At 60.1% G+C, this 20,177-nt stretch carries 16 protein-coding genes and 1 pseudogene; 11 read left to right on the forward strand and 6 right to left on the reverse strand.

Annotation, left to right across the window (positions count from 1 at the left end; translation table 11 throughout):
• Positions 1–12: 12 nt before the first annotated feature.
• The 3 genes from choV to C934_RS0115495 form a co-directional block, all read right to left on the reverse strand.
• On the reverse strand, positions 13–1,065 hold the full coding sequence (gene choV / locus C934_RS0115485; protein WP_018857567.1) for a choline ABC transporter ATP-binding protein: 1,053 nt from the start codon (positions 1,063–1,065) through the stop codon (positions 13–15).
• Positions 1,062–1,907 (reverse strand): choline ABC transporter permease subunit, encoded by an 846-nt coding sequence (gene choW, locus C934_RS0115490; RefSeq protein WP_018857568.1) that lies wholly within the window; start codon positions 1,905–1,907, stop codon positions 1,062–1,064. Before choW ends, choV begins: the two co-directional genes overlap by 4 nt.
• 81 nt (positions 1,908–1,988) lie before the next feature.
• The gene (locus C934_RS0115495; RefSeq protein ID WP_018857569.1) at positions 1,989–2,945 is read right to left on the reverse strand and encodes a choline ABC transporter substrate-binding protein; all 957 of its coding nucleotides are present in this window, start codon (positions 2,943–2,945) and stop codon (positions 1,989–1,991) included.
• 237 nt (positions 2,946–3,182) lie between these two features.
• Here C934_RS0115495 and C934_RS31995 point away from each other — a divergent pair.
• The 3 genes and pseudogenes from C934_RS31995 to C934_RS0115510 all read left to right on the forward strand — a co-directional run bounded on the left by C934_RS31995 (position 3,183) and on the right by C934_RS0115510 (position 6,149).
• Positions 3,183–3,784, forward strand: a pseudogene (locus C934_RS31995) (thymidine kinase).
• A 73-nt stretch (positions 3,785–3,857) separates the two neighbouring features.
• Positions 3,858–4,952 carry a hypothetical protein gene (locus C934_RS0115505; RefSeq protein WP_018857571.1) on the forward strand — a complete coding sequence of 365 codons (1,095 nt, stop codon included), beginning with the start codon at positions 3,858–3,860 and terminating at the stop codon, positions 4,950–4,952.
• 75 nt (positions 4,953–5,027) lie between these two features.
• Complete coding sequence (locus tag C934_RS0115510; protein WP_018857572.1) at positions 5,028–6,149, forward strand: DUF2333 family protein; 1,122 nt, start codon at positions 5,028–5,030, stop codon at positions 6,147–6,149.
• A gap of 8 nt (positions 6,150–6,157) precedes the next feature.
• On the opposite strand, the gene C934_RS0115515 is transcribed toward C934_RS0115510, so the two are convergent.
• Entirely contained in the window at positions 6,158–6,883 is a 726-nt protein-coding gene (locus C934_RS0115515; RefSeq protein WP_025660418.1) for a helix-turn-helix transcriptional regulator, read from the reverse strand.
• A 241-nt stretch (positions 6,884–7,124) separates the two neighbouring features.
• Entirely contained in the window at positions 7,125–7,649 is a 525-nt protein-coding gene (locus C934_RS0115520; RefSeq protein ID WP_018857574.1) for a TIGR00645 family protein, read from the reverse strand.
• Positions 7,650–7,803: 154 nt separating this feature from the next.
• Between C934_RS0115520 and C934_RS0115525 the strand changes: the two genes are divergently transcribed.
• Together C934_RS0115525 and C934_RS0115530 are read left to right on the forward strand one after the other, a co-directional pair.
• Positions 7,804–9,483 (forward strand): formate--tetrahydrofolate ligase, encoded by a 1,680-nt coding sequence (locus C934_RS0115525; protein ID WP_018857575.1) that lies wholly within the window; start codon positions 7,804–7,806, stop codon positions 9,481–9,483.
• A 57-nt stretch (positions 9,484–9,540) separates the two neighbouring features.
• Positions 9,541–9,795: a hypothetical protein gene (locus C934_RS0115530; protein WP_018857576.1), complete on the forward strand. Its 255-nt coding sequence runs from the start codon at positions 9,541–9,543 to the stop codon at positions 9,793–9,795.
• Between the two features lie 53 nt (positions 9,796–9,848).
• On the opposite strand, the gene C934_RS0115535 is transcribed toward C934_RS0115530, so the two are convergent.
• Positions 9,849–10,700 carry an extensin-like domain-containing protein gene (locus C934_RS0115535; RefSeq protein ID WP_018857577.1) on the reverse strand — a complete coding sequence of 284 codons (852 nt, stop codon included), beginning with the start codon at positions 10,698–10,700 and terminating at the stop codon, positions 9,849–9,851.
• A gap of 264 nt (positions 10,701–10,964) precedes the next feature.
• Here C934_RS0115535 and C934_RS0115540 point away from each other — a divergent pair, with 264 nt between their 5' ends.
• The 6 genes from C934_RS0115540 (at position 10,965) to C934_RS0115565 (ending at position 19,972) form a co-directional block, all read left to right on the forward strand.
• Entirely contained in the window at positions 10,965–13,268 is a 2,304-nt protein-coding gene (locus tag C934_RS0115540) for a TonB-dependent hemoglobin/transferrin/lactoferrin family receptor (protein WP_018857578.1), read from the forward strand.
• Positions 13,269–13,516: 248 nt separating this feature from the next.
• On the forward strand, positions 13,517–15,706 hold the full coding sequence (locus C934_RS0115545) for an anthranilate synthase (protein ID WP_018857579.1): 2,190 nt from the start codon (positions 13,517–13,519) through the stop codon (positions 15,704–15,706).
• 17 nt (positions 15,707–15,723) lie between these two features.
• Positions 15,724–16,431, forward strand: a complete 708-nt coding sequence (locus tag C934_RS0115550; protein ID WP_018857580.1) for a DUF2161 domain-containing phosphodiesterase — start codon at positions 15,724–15,726, stop codon at positions 16,429–16,431.
• Between the two features lie 254 nt (positions 16,432–16,685).
• Positions 16,686–17,144 (forward strand): (2Fe-2S)-binding protein, encoded by a 459-nt coding sequence (locus C934_RS0115555; RefSeq protein ID WP_018857581.1) that lies wholly within the window; start codon positions 16,686–16,688, stop codon positions 17,142–17,144.
• A gap of 3 nt (positions 17,145–17,147) precedes the next feature.
• Positions 17,148–19,307, forward strand: coding sequence for a xanthine dehydrogenase family protein molybdopterin-binding subunit (locus C934_RS0115560; protein ID WP_018857582.1), 2,160 nt, complete (start codon positions 17,148–17,150; stop codon positions 19,305–19,307).
• An 11-nt stretch (positions 19,308–19,318) separates the two neighbouring features.
• A complete protein-coding gene (locus C934_RS0115565) occupies positions 19,319–19,972 on the forward strand; it encodes a hypothetical protein (RefSeq protein ID WP_018857583.1) in 654 nt (217 codons plus the stop codon).
• Positions 19,973–20,177: the final 205 nt, after the last annotated feature.

A 20,177-nucleotide genomic window follows, 5' to 3' on the forward strand; every position in this document is an offset into this window, starting at 1 on the left:
CGGACGGTCGGATCAAGCTTCTTCTTTGCGGCGATGCTGCGTCAGACCCTCAACGATATCCTGGGCCGAAATGGTACCGATGATCGCGCCGTTTTCCACCACCCCGATACTGCCGGGCTGGCGCGACAGTGCATCGAGAATGTCGATCAATGGTGTCTCGGCGCGCGCAGTGCCGCTGACGCTTGCGCCAGCGGCGGCGTGGCCGAGGCCTGGCTGCATTACGTCCTGCGCCGTCAGCATGCTGATCGGATTCATGTGCTGGACGAAATCGGCGACGTACTGGTCGGCGGGGTTTTTGACGATCTCCTGCGGCGTGCCGCATTGGATGATGCGCCCGCCCTCCATGATGGCGATGCGGTTGCCGATGCGGAAGGCCTCATCCAGGTCGTGGCTGACGAAGAGGATCGTCTTCTTCAGCCGCCGCTGGAACTCGAGAAGCTCGTCCTGCAGGCGCGTGCGGATAAGCGGATCGAGCGCCGAGAACGGCTCGTCCATCAGCAGGATCGGCGCACCGGTCGCGAAGGCACGAGCGAGGCCAACGCGTTGCTGCATGCCGCCGGACAATTCATTGACCTTGCGGTCCGCCCATTTGGTCAGGTTGACCAGTTCGAGCTGTTCGCCCACGCGCTTCTTGCGCTCGGCCTCGGGCATGCCCGCAAGCTCAAGGCCGAAGCCGACATTTTCCGCGACCGTTCGCCACGGCAGCAAGGCAAACTGCTGAAACACCATGGAAACGGTGTGCATGCGCAGGTCGCGCAGGCCCTTGGCGGTGGTCTTGTAGGGATTGCAGGGGCCGTTTGGCGTTGCGACCGAAACCTCGCCGCGCACGACGGGCGCCAGCCCGTTTACGGCCCGCAGGAGGGTGGACTTGCCGGACCCAGAAAGTCCCATGAGGACGAGGATCTCGCCTTCCTGCACGGAGAGCGAGGCATCAGCCACGCCGAGAACAAGACCAGTCGCAGCACCGATCTCGTCGCGGTTCTTGCCCTGATCGGCCAAAACCAGGGCGTTTTCCGGCTTGTCGCCGAAGACGATGCTGACGTTGTCGAAACGGACCGCAGTCATACGCCTTCTCCTTCACCCGCAGTGCGGAACATTCGGTCGAGAATGATGGCCAGGATGACGATGCAGAGACCCGCTTCGAAGCCCTTGGCGACGTTGACCGTATTGAGTGCACGAACCACCGGCACGCCGAGGCCGTCGGCGCCGACAAGCGCGGCGATGACCACCATCGACAACGATAGCATGATCGTCTGCGTCAGGCCTGCCATGATCTGTGGCATGGCAAAGGGCAGCTCGACCTTGCGCAGCACCTGCATCGGCGTAGCGCCGAAAGATTCTGCCGCTTCCACCAGGGAGGAAGGGGTCGAGATGATACCGAGGCGCGTGAGGCGGATGGGGGCGGGGATTGCGAAGATCACGGTTGCGATCAAGCCCGGCACCATGCCGAGTCCGAAAAGGATAAGTGCAGGAATGAGATAGACGAATGTCGGAATGGTCTGCATCAAGTCGAGGATCGGGCGCAGGGCGGAATAGACCCAGGCGCGGCGCGCGGCGGCGATGCCAAGAGGAATGCCGACGATCATGCTGACAAAGGTTGAGGCGAGTACCAGCGCCAGCGTCTCCGTCGTCTCCTTCCAGTACCCCTGGTTCACGATGAAGAGGAGGCCAAGACAGGTGAAGACGGCCACGACGATCGAGCGACGGAGCCAGTAGGCAATCGCCCCGATCCCGAGGATGACGATTAGTGGGTGAGGTTTCTGCAGAATGAAAAGCAGCCCGTCGATGACGTGGGACAGAATGAAGGCGAGCTGATTGAAAAACCAATCGGCGTTGGAGGTCAGCCAGTCCACGAAGGCTTTCGCCCAGGAGCCGATGGGAATTTTAGTGTCGGTGAGCCAGGTCAAGGGAGCGCCTATCCATTAGGAACAACAACATTTCGCGACGATAGCGAGATGGGGCGGCGCGAGCCGCCCCGCTCGTCGTTATCAGAGGCCGAGGCTCTTCTTGACGACCGCGAGGCCATCGCCGCTGTCATCGCGCGCCTTGACGCCGGCAAGCCACGGGTCAAGCGCGGAAGGATTGGCCTTCAGCCACTCTGTCGCTGCCTTTTCCGGCTCATCGCCGTCGTTCAGGATCTTGCCCATGATCTGGTTTTCCATCTCGAGCGAGAAAACCATGTTCTTGAGCAATGCACCGACGTTCGGGCACTCATTGAGATAGCCCGCGCGCACGTTGGTGAAAACCTTCGCGCCGCCGAAGTCCGGCCCGAAGACATCGTCACCACCGGTCAGATAGGTCAGCTTGAAGTTGTCGTTCATCGGATGCGGCTCCCAGCCGAGGAAGACAACGGGCTTGCCTTCCTTCTCGGAGCGAGCCACCTGCGCCAGCATGCCCTGTTCGGAAGACTCGACCACTTCCATGCCCTTGAGGCCGAAGGTGTTCTTTTCGATCAGATCCATGACGAGGCGGTTACCGTCGTTTCCGGGCTCGATGCCGTAGATCTTGCCGTCAAGGTCATCCTTGTGAGCTGCAATATCCTTGAAATCCTTGATGCCGAGCTCAGCGCCCTTGGCGTTGGTCGCCAATGTGTATTTTGCGCCGACGAGATTCGGTCCGAAGGATTCGACCGATTTATCATCAAGGAAGGGGCGAACGTCTTTTTCCTGTGTCGGCATCCAGTTGCCGAGGAAGATGTCGATGTCCTTGTTCTTTAGCGATTGGTAGGTTACCGGCACGGAAAGAACTTTGACGTCAGGGGTATAGCCTAGTCCCTTCAGCACGACTGCTGCAGTCGCCGTTGTGGACGTGATGTCAGTCCAGCCGACGTCCGAAAAATGAACGGTGGAACAACTGTCTGGATCTGCGGCGAGTGCAGCGGTTGCGACAGAGAGAGCGGCAACTGCGGTGGCGGTGATCAGTCTGAATGCGCTTGTCGTTTTCATTTATAGACTCCCAGTCTTACGTTCCCAAGCCAAGCACCAATAGCCGAGTTTTACAAGCGACCTCAGCGCGTTTGCGCCGCATTGCAGTACTCGATTGCGACGTGGGTCATTTTTCCGCCAGTGCTGAGATTTCAAAGGTTTTTGGCGATTTTTGGTCCTGAATTTCCTGTGACTATCAGAATGAGGGACTTTTCTTCGCGGTTTCGAGCTTCCAAGAAGCGAACGACGGAGAAAACGATGGCAAAGCTCTATTTCAACTACTCGACCATGAACGCCGGCAAGTCGACGATGCTGCTGCAAGCCGCCTACAACTACGAGGAGCGCGGCATGCGTGTCGTTCTGCTGATTGCGGCCTTCGACGAGCGTGCTGGAAAGGGGATTATCGGTTCCCGGATCGGCCTGCAGGCAAGCGCCGTCGCCTTCGAACCGGAAGCTGACCTCCAGGCCTTGATCGGCGAACTCGGCAAGGAGGGAGAGCCGATCGCCTGCGTCTTTGTCGATGAGGCTCACTTCATGACGCGCGAGCAGGTCTGGCAGCTCGCCCGGGTCGTCGATCGCATGAATATACCTGTCATGGTCTATGGATTGAGAACTGATTTTCAGGGGCGCCTCTTCCCGGCGTCGCAGGAGCTTCTGGCGATTGCCGACGAGATGCGCGAGGTGCGGACCATCTGCCATTGCGGACGCAAGGCGACGATGGTGGTGCGTCTCGACGCAAATGGAAAGGTGCTGCGCGAAGGCGCACAGATCGATGTCGGCGGCAACGAAAAATACGTCTCGCTCTGCCGGCGTCACTGGGATGATGCAGTGAACGGGGATGGCTCGCCACGGCGGTGTGACCGGTCCTCAAAGTGATTCCGGTTTGGCAGCTTATGCGCTAGGTTCGCGATAACCGATTCATGGAGCCGCCCGGTGCGCAAGCCCTTCTCCTTCGATACCCAGCTCGAAGCCGCGCGAGCGCTCGTGGAGCAATTGCGTCTTGAAGCCAAGGTCTGCGTCGAATTCATCAACGAGTTCGCACGCCAGGCGGCTGCCGTCGATGACGAACGGTTTCTGGTCGAGAATGGCCGCTTCCAGGCGTTTGTTGCAAACGGCGCGAGCTTGACCAATCTTCTTGCTGAGCTCGTTTTCGTCCTCGACACGCTGACGGTCAAGATTTCGGCGGATCTCGATGGTTTCCGTGGCCTGACCGCCGGCGAAAGATTCATCGGTCGTTTTTCGCGCCAGCGGATGTGGCGTCGCCACAGCGCGCGCGTGCGCGCAGCCCCTGTCGTGGAGCGGCTGCGCGACCTGCTGGTGAAGTCCGAAGCCACGGCAGGTGTCATCGCGATCTACCGCACGATTGCGATCGACTTTCACAAGCTGGGTGAGCATGGGCTGATCGGCATCGTCGAGCAGCGCCGTCGGCTTGTCGACAAGATCGACATCGCCCGCCTTCGCATCCGGGAATTGAACGCCAAGGCACTGACGACGCAGGGCAGGATCGGCCTATACGGAAGCAGAGCCGAATGGGAGCTTATGGAACAAGAGCGGCGCTCGCTGAAAGCGGAGGCCGACCGTGTTGCCGATGAGGAACACGGAATGCGCGAGGAGAGCCAGCGCCGCGAACGCTTCATCAATCTCTTCCAGGTTTTCGTCGATGCGCTGAATAGCCAGGTGGGCCAGTGCAACGCCCTCAGGCGCAAGATGTTGATAGACACCGAAGAGCGGCTGCTGATCTATCAGGCGCAAGTCGACACCGACATCCCGGGATCGAAGGTTCAGATTTCAGCGGAGCTCTTTCCCGCCATCGCCGGTCCGATTGAATTGTTTGAGCGCAACATGCTGGCGCCACAGGAATTGGAGCAGCGCAAGCGGGCCGCCGACGCCGTCTTCGCGAGCAAGTTCGAAGCTTTCGGGCAGGAGCCGGAGGAGGGCTTCGCAGTGCCGATCATCGATACGACGGAAATCTCCAGGCGACTGCGCTTCCGTTTTCTGCGTCCTGGCTTCTGGCCGAAGAAACAATAATATCAGCACGATATTGTTCTTCCTGGAGCGAGCGCATATGTCAGTGCGCAGACCAAACTTATCAAGGAGAAGACGATGCTCGACCGGATCGCCGGTTTTTTCAGGCTGATCGGCCGAACAATCGGACGCTGGGCGCGGGTTTTCTTTGCCTGGGCTTTCTGGCCATTCATCGCTGCCCGCGGCTGGTACGTTCAGCGGACTTGGATGATCCGCTTGCCGATCCTTGGTCTGATCGCGCTTCTTGCTGTCCTCTATTGCTATTTCATTTGGCAGACGCAGGTCTGGTCTAACTTCAATCCCTCCTTCGTGAATGAGTACAGACTTTCCGAGCGCAAGGTTCCTGCCGGCCAGGAGCTGCCGTCAACAGACGGAGCGGCAGCCAAGACTTGCCAGCGGTCGGCGATCGTCGATGTCGCAGCCGACCTGACCGATTTCAACGTCAACCAGAATGCGTGGATCTCCTCCATGCTTCTCTACCGTTTCGGCTTCTTCGGCATCGACTGGGATCACACGCCGTTTCTCGACAACAAGGCGTCGTTCCAGCGGGGCGTAAACCAGGCGGTTCGCCGCACCTCGGTCGAACTCGTCGATACGCTCGGGCGCGTCCGCGGGACGTCAGGGATCAATAACGATCTGCAGAAGGCGCGCGGCAACCTGCAATTCGACGAGTACAGCTGGTACTTCGGCCTTGATCCGTTCGGACCGAAGACACCGACGCCGAGCTATTATCGCTCGGCGCTCGACAGCCTGCGCAAGTTCAATACCGACCTCGCCGCCTGCAACGCCATCTTCGATGGGCGGGCGGATAACCTGATCCAGTTCATCGACCGCATCGCCAACGATCTCGGCAGTACCTCCGACGTGCTCGCGGACCGCTCGCAGAACCATCATCGGGGCTGGTTCGATACACGTGCAGACGATCGCTTCTGGTTCGCCTATGGTCAGCTTTACGCTTATTACGCCATCCTGGCGGCTGCACAGTCAGACTTTTCTCAAGTTATCGCGGAGCGCAATCTGGGCGCCATCTTTGGCGCAACAATGAGACAGTTCCAGGCGGCACTGAAGATCCAGCCGGCAATCATTTCTAACGGCCGGGAAGACGGCTGGCTTATGCCGAGCCATCTGGCAACGATGGGCTTCTATATTCTCCGCGTCCGGTCGAACCTCGTCGAGGTCCGCTCCGTGCTCGATCGCTGAGCGCTTGCTTAGTTGATCAGCTTCATACGGATCGCCTTGGCGACGAGCTGCGTCCGGTTCACACAGTCGAGCTTCTTGATGGCGCTCGTCATGTAGGCATTCACTGTGTGGTCGGATAGCGAGAGGATCTGGCCGATCTCGATCGACGTTTTTCCCTGCGCCGTCCACCGGACGACCTCGCGTTCGCGAGCGGAAAGGGGCGTGTGTTCCGGAAGCTTCGAATGCTGCGTGCGATGATACGCGTCGAGCAGATGGAGGATCGCAATGGTGAGTTCGTTGAGCTCGGTCTGCGCGAGCAGTGGGCGGTCGCCGGCCAGCCAAAACAGGATGCGCTCGCCGTCGCGAGTGTAGGCGGGCACCGCAACGCCTGTCGGTATGCCGAAGTGATGCAGAAGTTTGCTCAACTCATTGGGGAAAATTTCGGCGGAGGAACTGTCCAGAAGGCTCCATGAGCGCGGCAGGGCCGACTCGCTCATGCCCATTGCCAGCATGGGAAAACGCATGATGCGGGCGCGGTCGAACTGATTGAAGTATGCGGACGGAAGTGTTGTTTCGATGACCAGGGCCTTGAGGAGGACGCTTTCAGGAGCGGGCGCGAGCAACAGCGTGATATGCCGGAAGCCGTAGGCACGGGCTACCTTTACAAGAACTTGCGCGAATTCGGCCCTGGTATTGACAGCTGAAATCTCTGTGGCCAGTGACAACTGTCTTTCCAAGGTAGTCATGTAAGACATCGATGCGTCCCTGCTTACCTTCATATCAGCGCCATAGAATATGCAAACTGATATATTTGCTAGTGCGAAACGGGGAGGCGCGCAGCGATTAATTTCAAATGTATTACTTTAACCACAGCGGATCGTCCCATGGTTGCGTTATTGTTTTCCAAAAACGCAACTTCAGGCACAATCGAGTTCCTCTTCTACGCCGCAGGAAAGCACACGGGTTCGCCGGAGAATAGACCAAAGCGTCTTCGAATCACTTGGCGATCAGATCTTGTCCTTCACCCTTGGCCTTTTTTGTCAGCTGCTCGAGGAAACCGAGCATCACCGCGGAGACGACGAACGCAAGATGCATTGCCGTCAGCCACATGATCTTGCTGTCGGTGTATTGTTCGGCATTCAAGAAGACCTGGAGGAGGTGAATCGATGAAATTGCCACGATCGACGAGGCCACCTTGACCTTGAGGCTGCCGGCGTCGAGCTTGCCAATGAACGAGACGTCCTCCTCGCTCTCGTCAAAGCGGCTGACGAAGTTCTCGTACCCGGAGATCATCACCATGACGATGAGGCTCGCGACCAGGGCTGCGTCAATCAGGCCGAGCATGGCCAGGATCATTTCCCCCTCGTTGAGGACAAACACGCCGCCCGCCACCTTAAGGAATTTGTAACCGAAGGACACGGCGTACACGGCGAGCGCAAGAGCGAGACCGAGATAGAAGGCGACGAGTATCCAACGGCTCGAAAGGATGATGCGCTCGACAATCAGTTCGAGTGATTTCATGTCCGGTCCTCGCAATGTAAGAATCAATGCCTGACAGATAGCGGCTTGGATGAGCGTTGGGCAACCAGCGCGCTATTCACAGTCTCGGCATATTTCGCTATCCCGTTGAAACAATATGGGCGCGCCTTCGAGCGCAGAAAACCGGGGAACGGGGATGGCAGCACACAAGTCCGACATCGAGATCGCGCGCGCGGCGAACAAGAGACCGATCTTCGAGATCGGTGCAAAGCTCGGTATTCCGGCCGAGCAATTGGCGCCTTATGGGCATGACAAGGCTAAGCTCAGCGCGCAATTCATTGCCGCGCAGGCAGACAGGCCCGACGGCAAGCTGATCCTCGTCACGGCAATCAATCCGACCCCGGCAGGCGAGGGCAAGACGACAACGACCGTCGGTCTCGGCGACGGGCTGAACCGGATCGGCAAGAAGGCGATCGTCTGCATCCGCGAGGCCTCGCTTGGGCCATGCTTCGGAGTGAAGGGCGGGGCGGCGGGCGGCGGCTATGCCCAGGTCATTCCGATGGAAGACATCAACCTGCATTTCACCGGTGATTTCCATGCGATCACGTCGGCCCACAATTTGCTCGCAGCGATGGTCGACAATCACATCTATTGGGGCAACGAACAGGATATCGACCTCAGGCGCGTCACGTGGCGGCGCGTCATGGATATGAACGATCGGGCGCTGCGCGAGATGGTCTCTTCGCTGGGTGGTGTGGCCAACGGCTTTCCCCGGCAGAACGGCTTCGACATCACGGTCGCTTCCGAGGTGATGGCCATTCTTTGCCTCGCCAAGGACCTCGAGGATCTGGAAGAACGCCTCGGCAACATCATCATCGGCTACCGTCGCGACAAGTCGGCCGTCTACGCCCGCGACCTGAAGGCCGATGGGGCTATGGCGGTTCTTCTGAAGGACGCCATGCAGCCGAACCTCGTCCAGACGCTGGAAAACAATCCGGCCTTCGTCCATGGCGGCCCCTTCGCCAACATTGCCCACGGCTGCAACTCGGTGATTGCGACGAAAACGGCGTTGAAGCTTGGCGACTATGTCGTGACCGAGGCGGGCTTCGGCGCGGATCTCGGAGCCGAGAAATTCTTCGATATCAAGTGCCGCAAGGCGGGACTGGAGCCGGATGCCGCCGTCATCGTTGCGACGGTGCGTGCGCTCAAGATGAACGGCGGTGTAAAGAAGGAAGATCTCGGAACGGAGAATGTCGCTGCGCTGAGAAAGGGCTGCTCCAATCTCGGGCGCCATGTCGCCAACGTTCGCAAGTTCGGCGTTCCGGTTGTCGTTGCCATCAATCATTTTATCTCGGACACCGATGCGGAAATCGCTGCGGTGAAGGAGTATGTCTCGCGCCTCGGGGCTGAAGCGATCCTCTGCCGGCACTGGGCCGAGGGCTCTGCCGGTATCGAGGAGCTTGCCTACAAGGTGGTCGAGCTCGCGGAATCGGGACAGTCGAGATTCGAGCCGCTTTATCCCGACGATGTCTCCCTGTTCGAGAAGATCGAGATCGTCGCTTCGAAGATTTATCACGCAGGAGAGGTGACCGCTGATAAGGCGGTGAGGGACCAATTGCTTGCCTGGGAAGAGCAGGGTTATGGACACCTGCCGGTCTGCATGGCCAAGACGCAGTACTCCTTCTCAACCGATCCGAACCTGCGGGGTGCGCCGGAAGGGCATATCGTGCCGGTCCGTGAAGTTCGCCTATCGGCGGGCGCGGGCTTCGTTGTCGCCATCACAGGCGAGATCATGACCATGCCCGGCCTGCCGAGATCGCCGTCGGCGGAGCGGATTTACTTGAACGATCAAGGGTATATCGAAGGGTTGTTCTAATCTTCGATTAAGGACGGGGAGAGCTTATTGTCCCAGCCTATCAATTTGGAACCGATAATGTCGGCCTATTGGCGAAGCTGCGTTTTTGGCGTGGCTGCAGTTGTTTCTGTGATGGCAAGCAGCGCTGCGACCGGTGAGTCGGTTGCTACCGAACAAAGCATGGCCGACTTCATGAAGGGCAATCCCGACTGCGTGGAGTTCAACGATCAATGTTCGATCTGTACCGTGGTCGACGCCAAGGCCAATTGCTCCACGCCTAAGATAGCCTGCATCAAGAAGCCTTATGTCTGTACGCGGCGTTCGGACAAGTGAGTTGACGTCGACGGATGGCCGAGAGCCGCGATAAGGGACATTGGCGAAGCTTGCTAATGACAGTAGCGATATCCGCCCTTGCGTTCCAAGACATCGAGGTGGAAGTGGGTTTCGTGTGCTGCATCGCTTTCCGGATCCAGCACTGTCGTGAAGAAGAGGCAGCCTGCGGAACTGACTGTGCGCTGGAAGGCACCGATCAGAGTCGAATCCTCGCGGCGAGGCTGCACGGCGATATCCTTCCCTTTTTCGAAGCTGAAACTTGCGATGTCGATCGCGTTGCCGCGGGCATGCTCGGACACCTTGCCGGTCTCGGCACCATTGCGCAGGCGACAGATGTAGGATGATGCCTGGTTGATGCCGACTATGCTCCCCTGATCCGGCGCGGCAACGCGGGCGGCCGGGATGACACTCTCCTTCATCCAGCGGGCGAGGCCGAGAGCCACGGGGCATCGGAAGACGGCATCCGGTTTTATCTTGATGCCCGGAAGGACCTCGGTGACCTTGATGGGCTTGTCGATGCCGCAACCGTTGCCATCATCGATGCGCGAGATGTCCTTGAAGACGACGCCAAGGGCCTGAAGCTCCTTCACACATTCAGAATGTTCCGCATCGCTCTCGGGGGCGATTGTCAGGTGTTGCTCCTCGAGCGTCTGCTGGGAGGGGAGCTTCGGCCCCTGCTTTTCCAACGGAGGAGAAGAGCCGGAAGGCGGCTGAGTGACCGGCGGCGTTTCGGTATCGGGCCTTTCCGGTTTTGGTTCGGGCTTTGGGGGAAGTCCTGGCGTGGGTTCTGCTGTAATTGATTTACCCGGACGGATTTCAGGTCGAGGGCCTTTCTCCGGCAGGCCTGCGTTGGTCAGGAGGCCAATGCAGCTCAGCGCCGCCAGTATCACGATGATCTTCTTCACACATCCACCCTTGTACGTTCGCCCCGGGAGAGAACGTGCGGATGCGGTTTTCGTTGCAATTTCGCAACGTTGATTGCTGCGGCGTAAATATGACTTATTAAATCAAGATATCTCGGGTCTGATATATTGACAATTATAGTCATGTTTTTTATGCGGCGAAAAGAAGGCGAGAAATCTTCGCCTGAAAGCCTAGCCAGCCCATCGAAAGCGCAACCGCGCCACGACCAGCCAGCCCGGTGACATTTCTCTCAAGGGGTTGTTTTCATGATCGTCCGGCACTCGCGCTCGGTTCTTTTGGCTTGCACGGCATTCGTCACGCTCGGCCTTACATCCATTTCACTAGCACAGACGACGGAGAAGCCCGCCGCGTCTGCCGGCGACAGCACGGTGCTGCAGCCGATCGTGGTCAAGGGCAAGCGCGTTGCAGCTAAGCCCGGCAGCGTGGCCGACACGCCGCTCGCCTCGCAGACGACGCAGGAAACGATCCTCAAGAAGAACGTCAACAACCTTGCGGATTTTGGCCGCACGGTGGATCCGGGCGTAACCTATGTGCCGAAGCAGGGCGGTGCCTTCCTGCGCGGCCTTGGTGGTCCCCGCATTACGACGATGGTGGATGGCGTTCCGATCCCGTTCCTGTCGAACGCTGCGCGTGCCGCCAACCCGATCACGGACACCACCAACGCCGACGGCGGCATGAATACCTTCGACTTCCAATCGCTTTCGACGCTGGATGTCGTACGCGGTGCGGACTCCAGCCGCGCCGGTTCGGGCGCGCTCGCCGGTGCATTTGTCCTCCGCACATTGGAGCCGGAGGATCTGATCGAGCCCGGCCGTGATTGGGGCGGCGTTACCAAGTTCGACTATGACGGTACCGACCGCAGCGCTGGCGGTTCTCTGGCTGTTGCAAAGAAGATCAACAACACCTCTGTCCTGTTCCAGGGCTCGTATCGAAAGGGGCATGAGATCGAGAACAACGGCAAGGTCGATACCATCGGACCGACCCGCACGGAGGCCAATCCGGCCGACTACGACCAGAACAACCTGCTCTTCAAGCTGCGGCAGCAGCTGGAAGGCGGCCACATGGTTGGGATCACCGCCGAACGCTTCAGCCGCGATACGACGACCGATCTGAAAACCCTTCAGGGCGCAACAACCGGCTCTTCCCGAGTCTACAAGATCGGCGACTATGACGGTACGGAAGACAATCGGCGTGAACGCGTTTCGTTGGATTACCAGTTCGAGGCGCCCAGTGCTGACTCGACCTTTGATGCGGCACGGATGAGCCTTTACTGGCAGCGTCTGACCCGTGAGGCAGGTGCCGAGGGTACCCGCGTCGGCACCGTCGCCGGCCCCTGGCTGCGCAACAACCAGATTCAGGAAAACGACTATGGTTTGACGGGTAACCTCACGTCCCGCTTTGCGACGGGCACATTTGAGCACGAGGTCAATATTGGCGGGGATGTCTCGCTCTTCAACGCGACATCCTTCATCGACGGCCTCGACGCTTGCATTCTCGGAACTGCCAGCGCTACCGCGAAGGCCTTTTCATGCCCGAATCTTCATGCCGACCAGGCTGATATTCCTGATGTCGATGGAGCACGCCTTGGCCTCTTCGTCGATGACAAGATCTCCTTCGGCAATAGCGGCTTTGCCCTCACGCCCGGTTTGCGCTTTGACTGGTACGACTACGACCCGAAGCAGACGGCCGCCTTTGAAGACAATCCGGGCTTTGCGGCCAACGGCCTGCCTGATGGAAGCGACGGTTCGCGCTTCTCGCCGAAGCTGCTTGCAACTTATCAGGTCGCGCCCGCAGTCGAACTCTTTGCGCAATGGTCAATGGCCTTCCGAGCGCCGACCATCAATGAACTCTATCTTGATTTCTCCAACCCTGCCTTCGGTTACGCTACCGTCGGCAATCCCGACCTGAAGCCGGAAACGGCGAACGGTTTCGAGATCGGCGCGAACTTCGGTGATAGCGATACGGGCGGTCGCGTCACGGCGTTCCACAATCTCTACCGGAACTTCATCGACAGTGAGACCAGCTTCGCCAATCCGCTCTATCCGGCGGGCCTGACCAGCTATTTCAATCGAAATCGCGTCCAGATATCGGGCGTCGAATTGGAGGCACATAAGCTCTTCGACAACGGCATCAACCTCCACGGCTCGCTTGCTTATGCCTACGGCAAGGACACCGACACGAACGAGTATCTGCGCTCGGTCGCGCCGCTCAAGGCAATTGTCGGCGCCGGCTATCAGCGCGAAACCTGGGGCACGGACCTGTCGCTTGTCACCTCCGCCGGCATGCGCAGTGACGGCAACACCAGGACCTTCGACGCACCTGGCTATGGCGTTGTCGATCTGACGGCCTGGTGGGAGCCGGAACAGACCAAGGGGCTGCGGATCCAGGGCGGCATCTACAACCTGTTCGATAAGACCTACTACAACGCCGTTGCGCTTAAGGACCTCAACAACACGACGGTTCCAAGCAATAGCAATACGGCGCAACCGCTGGACTTCTATTCGGAGCCTGGCCGGGTGTTCAAGATCTCGCTCGTACAGCGGTTCTGACGCGAGGGAAGGGCGGCCGTTGTGCCGCCCTTTTTATTCCCGGATTTCGGCTCTTGCGCTTGGTCCGATCTCACGCTAACAATTTCGCCCATGAACACGTCCTTGAACATTGCAGTTTGGTGGTGGGCTCGCTGAGGCGGCCTCGACCAATCGTGTCCAAAGACGACGATGAGCCGCCCGGAAAACGCCAGGCGGCTTTTTTGTTTTTAAGGCTGCCTGTCATCCGGGCCTGATAACGGAGTGGAACAATGGTAACGATCCTTCGTGATGACGGAGCGGAAATTTACGAGACCCGGGGCGGTATCACCGTTACCCGGCAGCGGCGCGCGATTCCTTACGCCGATGCGGTCTCCTCCTATATCGACAAGCTCGACGAGCGCCGCGGTGCCGTCTTCTCGTCGAATTACGAATATCCGGGCCGTTACACACGTTGGGACACCGCCGTCGTCGATCCGCCGCTCGGTATTTCCTGCAATGGCCGCCAGGTTTGGATCGAAGCCTACAACGAGCGTGGTGCGGTAATCCTCGCCTTTGTCGCCGAGCGCTTGAAGACAATTTCCGACCTCGTGCTCGGTGCGTCCTCGGCACGCCGTCTCGACCTAACGGTGAAGACGCCGGAGCGCGCCTTTACCGAGGAAGAACGCTCGAAGATCCCCACCGTCTTTACGGTGCTGCGCGCCGTCACCGATCTCTTCTATTCGAAGGCGGATGCGAGCCTCGGCCTCTATGGCGCCTTCGGCTACGATCTTGCCTTCCAGTTCGATGCGATCAATCTGAAGCTGACGCGCCCGGCCGACCAGCGCGACATGGTGCTCTACCTGCCGGATGAGATCCTCGTCGTCGACAACTACTCGGCCAAAGCCTGGATCGACCGCTACGATTTCGAAAAGGGCGGGCTTTCCACCGAGGGCAAGGCGGGCGACATTCCTGCCGAACCCTTCCAGCGCACGGATGCCATCCCACCGAAGAGCGATCATCGCCCCGGCGAATACGCCGATCTTGTCGTCAAGGCGAAGGAAAGCTTCCGCAAGGGCGACCTCTTCGAAGTGGTTCCCGGCCAGAAATTCATGGAACGCTGCGACAGCAAGCCGTCCGACATTTCCAAGCGGCTGAAGGCGATCAACCCGTCGCCCTATTCCTTCTTCATCAATCTCGGCAACCAGGAATATCTCGTCGGTGCTTCGCCTGAGATGTTCGTGCGAGTGTCGGGCCGCCGCATCGAAACCTGCCCGATCTCGGGCACGATCAAACGCGGGGATGATCCGATCGCCGACAGCGAGCAGATCCTGAAGCTCTTGAATTCCAAGAAGGACGAGTCCGAGTTGACGATGTGCTCGGACGTCGACCGCAACGACAAGTCACGCGTCTGCGAGCCAGGTTCGGTCAAGGTCATCGGTCGCCGCCAGATCGAGATGTATTCGCGTCTCATCCACACCGTCGACCACATCGAGGGCCGACTTCGCGACGACATGGATGCCTTCGACGGCTTCCTCAGCCACGCCTGGGCCGTGACGGTGACCGGCGCGCCGAAACTCTGGGCCATGCGCTTCATCGAAAGCCATGAGAAGAGCCCGCGCGCCTGGTATGGCGGCGCGATCGGCATGGTTGGCTTCAACGGCGACATGAACACTGGCCTGACGCTGCGCACCGTGCGCATCAAGGACGGCATCGCCGAAGTCCGGGCAGGGGCGACCTTGCTCAACGATTCCGATCCGCACGAAGAAGAAGCCGAAACCGAACTGAAGGCCTCCGCCATGCTTTCCGCCATCCGCGATGCCAAGGCCGGCAACTCCGGCAAGGTCAGCCGCGACGTTGCCGTCGTCGGCAAGGGCGTCAAGATCCTGCTCGTCGACCACGAAGACAGTTTCGTGCACACGTTGGCGAATTATTTCCGCCAGACAGGGGCGACGGTCTCCACCGTGCGCACACCGGTGCCGGAGGAAATCTTCGACCGGCTGGATCCTGATCTCGTCGTGCTGTCGCCGGGGCCCGGCAATCCGAAGGACTTCGATTGCAAGGCGACGATCAAGAAGGCGCGGGCGCGCAACCTGCCGATCTTCGGCGTCTGCCTCGGCCTGCAGGCATTGGCGGAAGCCTATGGCGGCGAGCTTCGCCATCTGGCAGTGCCGATGCATGGCAAGCCGTCGCGTATCCGCATTCTTGAACCTGGCTTGGTTTTCTCCGGCCTTGGCAAGGAAGTGACGGTGGGCCGCTATCACTCGATTTTCGCCGATCCATCGACTCTGCCGCGTGAATTCATGATCACGGCGGAAAGCGAAGACGGCACGATCATGGGTATCGAGCACACCAAGGAGCCGATCGCGGCGGTGCAGTTCCACCCGGAATCGATCATGACGCTTGGCGGCGATGCCGGCATGCGGATGATCGAGAACGTCGTCGCCCATCTGTCACGCAAGGCAAAGACCAAGGCGGCCTGACGGCGGCGCGGCTCTCGATGGAAACCTCGCTCTATCTGCCGGTCAAAGGCTTTCTGGAGGCGGCAGGCTATGTCGTCAAAGGCGAGATCGGCGGATGCGATCTCGTCGGCTTGACCGAGGGCGAGCCGCCTGTCGTGGTGGTGTGCGAGTTGAAGCTCAGCTTCAACCTCGAGCTCGTCCTGCAGGCGGTCGATCGCGCCGCCATGAGCGACGAGGTGTGGATCGCTGCCCGCGTGTCCGCCAAGGGACGCGGGCGCGAGGCTGACAAGCGCTACCGCGATCTTTGCCGCCGCCTCGGGATCGGCATGCTCGGCGTGTCCGACGGCGGCGACGTCAGTGTCATCGTCAGCTCGGTTTCGCCGATGCCGCGCACAAATCCGAAACGCCGGTCGCGGCTGGTCAGGGAACATCAGCGCCGGCGCGGCGATCCCGCCGTCGGCGGCAGTACGCGTGCGCCTGTCATGACGGCCTATCGCCAGCGTGCGCTGATCTGCGCTGCAGCACTCCAGCAGGGTTTGGTGCGACCGCGCGACATGAAGACGCTGGCGCCGGACGCGGGGAAGATCCTGCTCGGCAATGTCTACGGTTGGTTCGAACGGCGAGACAAGGGCGTCTATGCCCTGACGGCAGTGGGCGAAGCGGCGCTCCTCCGCTGGCCGCAATCCGTCAGCATCGCTGCTGAAGGCGGTAGTACAGGTATCGTTGACCCGGCGGAGAATTTCTGACGCCATCCGGAATGAGCAGTGGTCGCCGGCATAGCACTTGTGCGCACGCAGCCCCAAGATTGTTGGCTACAGGACCGCGCAATTGAACGCCGGCTTAGCTACGTGCGGCTGTCGATAGGCCGGACCTCCAGTAACGCAACCTTTATCGGATGGCCGTGGTCGCGGCGTTCCAATCGCCCTAGCTTACCCGTTGTGAAAAATGCTGCGACGCTCGCTGGGGCCGCAATTGGTCCCGCCAATCCCGAGGCTCGACCATGGTTACGTTCACGCTCAATGGACAGAAAAGAACTTTTGACGGCGATCCGGATACGCCGCTGCTATGGGTTATCCGCGATTTCGAAAGGTTGACAGGCACGAAATACGGTTGCGGCGTCGCCCAATGCGGCGCCTGCACTGTGCACATGGACGGCTTTACGCGTCGCTCCTGCATTACCCCGATTTCGACAGCTGAGGGCTCCGAGATCATTACGATCGAAGGGGTCGAAGGCAAAGAAGCGGAGGCTGTGAAAACCGCCTGGATCGCGATCGACGTGCCGCAATGCGGCTACTGTCAGTCGGGCCAGATCATGTCGGCCGTCTCGTTGCTGCAGAACATTCCCAAGCCGACCGACGAGGATATCGACGGTGCCATGGCCGGGAATATCTGTCGATGCGCCACCTACCACCGGATACGCGCGGCCATTCACAACGCCGCTGCTTCGATGGAGGGTTGAGCCATGACGATCCAGGAAATTTCAGCAACGCGCCGCGCCTTTCTTGCGGGCACGGGTGGATTGGTGATCGGCTTTGCGCTGATGCCGAAGGTATCCGCCTTCGCCGCCGAAAGCGGTGTGCGGGCCGGTGGCCCGGATTCGCTGGTGACGCTGAACACCTTCGTCAGGATCGGCACCGACGATATGGTGACGATCCTTTCCAAGCATATCGAGTTCGGGCAGGGGCCGTTCACTGGCCTCGCGACGCTGGTGGCCGAGGAGTTGGATGCCGATTGGGGGCAGATGCGCGCCGTGCATTCGCCCGCCGACGACAAGGTCTATGCCAACCTCGCCTTTGGCCTGCAGGGCACCGGCGGTTCGTCATCCATCGCCAATTCCTACGAGCAGTTCCGCAAGGCGGGCGCAACGGCACGGGCCATGCTGGTTGCGGCAGCCGCCGATGAATGGAACGTGCCGGCTAGCGAAATCACGGTCGAAAAGGGCCGCGTCAAGCATGCCGGTTCGGGCAAGGAGAGCGGCTTCGGTGCGCTGGCAACGCAAGCCGCGGGCATCAAGCCGCCGTCTAACGTCAATCTCAAGGACCCCGCGAACTTCACGCTTATCGGTCAGGAATTGCCGAAACTCGACACGTTCTCCAAGACCAATGGCCAGGCGATCTATACGCTGGACATCGTGCCCGACAATCTTCTTGTCGCGGTGGTGGCTCACCCAGATCATTTCGGAGCTGCGGTCAAATCCTTCGACGACAGTGAAGCCCGCAAGGTAAAAGGCGTGGTCGATGTCAAGCAGCTGCCGCAGGGAGTTGCCGTCTATGCCGACAATACCTTTGCCGCACTGAAGGGCCGGTCAGTGCTGAAGGTCGAGTGGGATCTGTCGAAGGCGGAAACGCGCTCCAGCAACCAACTCTCTGCCGACTACGCCAAGGCGCTGAGCGAAAAGGGCATCGTGGCATCTGAGAAAGGCGACGTCGAAAAAGCCTTCGGCGATGCAAATCTGAAGATACTGGAGGCCCAGATCATCTTTCCGTTCCTTGCCCATGCCCCGATGGAGCCTCTCGACGCGGTCTTCATCAAGGCGGCGGATGGAAGTCTCGACGTCTATAATGGTGCGCAGTTTCCCGGAATGGACAAGGCGACGGCGGCGAAGATCGTCGGGCTTGACCCGTCGAAGGTCCGGCTGAATACCCAGATCACCGGCGGCAGCTTCGGGCGCAAGGCGCAGTTTGGTTCGCCCTATATGCAGGAGGCGGCGGCAGTCTTTGCGGCGACCGACCAGTCGCGTCCGGTCAAGCACATGTGGACGCGCGAGGACGATATTCGCGGCGGCTATTACCGCCCGATGTATCTTCACAAGATGCGCGGCGCCATCGATGCGGATGGCCGCATCGTCGCCTGGGATCAGGCGATCGTCGGCCAATCGATCTTGGCCAAGGCGGATCTCGACAGCACTTCGGTCGAAGGGGCCTCGGACCTGCCCTACGACGTGCCGAACCTGCGAGTGGTGTCGCATAATGTGAACCTGTCGATCCCGCCGCTGTGGTGGCGGTCGGTCGGGCATACGCATACCGGATTTGCGGTCGAGACTTTCCTCGACGAACTGTTCCAGATGGCTGGCAAGGATCCGGTTCTGGGGCGGCTCCAGCAGTTGAAGGAGGACCCGCGTTACGCGGGCGTGTTGAACAAGGCCGCCGAGCTTGCCGATTGGGGAGGGAAGGTCCCCGAAGGCAGAGAGCGCGGCGTGGCAGTGGTCAAGAGCTTCAACACCTATGTCGGCCAGGTGGTCGAAGTCTCGGCTGGGACCGATGGCGTGCCTCGTGTCCACAAGGTCTGGTGTGCGGTCGATTGCGGCGTGGCGATCAACCCGAACGTCATCAAGGCACAAATGGAAGGCGGCATCGGCTATGGTCTCGGCGCGGTGCTGTTCGATGCCGTGACGCTTGGGGAGGGCGGCGCGATCATGCAGTCGAACTTCCACGACTATCGGTCGATCCGGATCAATGAGATGCCGGATGTCGAGGTCGCCGTTATCAAATCCGATGCGCCGCCTACGGGTGTCGGGGAGCCAGGCGTACCGCCCGTCGGACCCGCGACGGCGAATGCCTGGCGGCGACTGACCGGTGCGCCGGTTCGCAGCCTTCCGATCGTTGCCGTGGCGACGAGCTGAGGGAGGCGGAGATGAAAAGCAGACTAGCACTCGCCTGCGCAGCAGGCGGCCTCTCCCTTCTTGCGGCTTTGCCCGCCTCGTTCATGGCTCTGGCGCAGACGGCGCCCGCGTCCGACATGTCGACACTCAAGCCCGCGGCATCCTTTTCGTCGATCGCCGATCAGAAGGCGCGCTCGGTCGCTCTCTTCGAAGAGGCAAGCAAAGTGATCGAGCATCCCCGATGTCTGAACTGCCATCCGGCGGGCGACAGGCCGCTGCAGACGATGGCGATGCATCCGCATCAGCCGCCGGTGACCCGCGGCGATGGCGGAATGGGTGTGCCCGGCATGATGTGCAATACCTGTCACGGCGCGGACAATGCCACTGTCGTGGGGCAATCGCCGACGTTGGAGAGCATTCCCGGCAATCCGGCCTGGCATCTGGCGCCGATCGAAATGGCGTGGGTGGGCAAGTCGCTCGGCGAAATCTGTCAGCAGCTCAAGGACCCGGCACGCAACGGCGGCAGGGATCTGAGCAAGATCGTCGAGCACATGTCCCATGACAGCCTCGTCGGCTGGGGCTGGAACCCCGGGGAGGGCCGCGAGCCCGCGCCGGGCACCCAGGCGGAGTTCGGTGAGTTGATCAAGGCCTGGGTCGACACGGGAGCCGCCTGTCCGGCCGGATGATGAGACGGCGTCAAGCGTCGGTCAGTCTCGACGCTTGACGACCCTAAGGTTCAGCTCCAGGCGCTTTTTCCAAGCCGAGCGTCTGGTAAGGGGCCTGGTTTTGTGACCTTGACCTTTGACAAACGGTACCGCTTCGCCCATATGAACCCCATTGGCCGCCTGTGCGATTTTCGCGCGGGCGGTTTTGCGTTTGGATAGGTTGGTT

The organism is Rhizobium sp. 42MFCr.1 (assembly GCF_000377185.1).
GTDB lineage: Bacteria > Pseudomonadota > Alphaproteobacteria > Rhizobiales > Rhizobiaceae > Rhizobium > Rhizobium altiplani.

Bases quoted from the DNA above. Each gene is read 5' to 3' on its own strand.
- C934_RS0115550 (WP_018857580.1), top strand. From the start codon at position 15,724: ATGGAAACCTCGCTCTATCTGCCGGTCAAAGGCTTTCTGGAGGCGGCA.
- C934_RS0115510 (WP_018857572.1), top strand. From the start codon at position 5,028: ATGCTCGACCGGATCGCCGGTTTTTTCAGGCTGATCGGCCGAACAATC.
- C934_RS0115520 (WP_018857574.1), bottom strand. From the start codon at position 7,649: ATGAAATCACTCGAACTGATTGTCGAGCGCATCATCCTTTCGAGCCGT.
- C934_RS0115560 (WP_018857582.1), top strand. From the start codon at position 17,148: ATGACGATCCAGGAAATTTCAGCAACGCGCCGCGCCTTTCTTGCGGGC.
- C934_RS0115555 (WP_018857581.1), top strand. From the start codon at position 16,686: ATGGTTACGTTCACGCTCAATGGACAGAAAAGAACTTTTGACGGCGAT.
- C934_RS0115525 (WP_018857575.1), top strand. From the start codon at position 7,804: ATGGCAGCACACAAGTCCGACATCGAGATCGCGCGCGCGGCGAACAAG.
- C934_RS0115530 (WP_018857576.1), top strand. From the start codon at position 9,541: ATGTCGGCCTATTGGCGAAGCTGCGTTTTTGGCGTGGCTGCAGTTGTT.
- C934_RS0115565 (WP_018857583.1), top strand. From the start codon at position 19,319: ATGAAAAGCAGACTAGCACTCGCCTGCGCAGCAGGCGGCCTCTCCCTT.
- C934_RS0115545 (WP_018857579.1), top strand. From the start codon at position 13,517: ATGGTAACGATCCTTCGTGATGACGGAGCGGAAATTTACGAGACCCGG.
- C934_RS0115540 (WP_018857578.1), top strand. From the start codon at position 10,965: ATGATCGTCCGGCACTCGCGCTCGGTTCTTTTGGCTTGCACGGCATTC.
- C934_RS0115495 (WP_018857569.1), bottom strand. From the start codon at position 2,945: ATGAAAACGACAAGCGCATTCAGACTGATCACCGCCACCGCAGTTGCC.
- choV (WP_018857567.1), bottom strand. From the start codon at position 1,065: ATGACTGCGGTCCGTTTCGACAACGTCAGCATCGTCTTCGGCGACAAG.
- C934_RS0115515 (WP_025660418.1), bottom strand. From the start codon at position 6,883: ATGTCTTACATGACTACCTTGGAAAGACAGTTGTCACTGGCCACAGAG.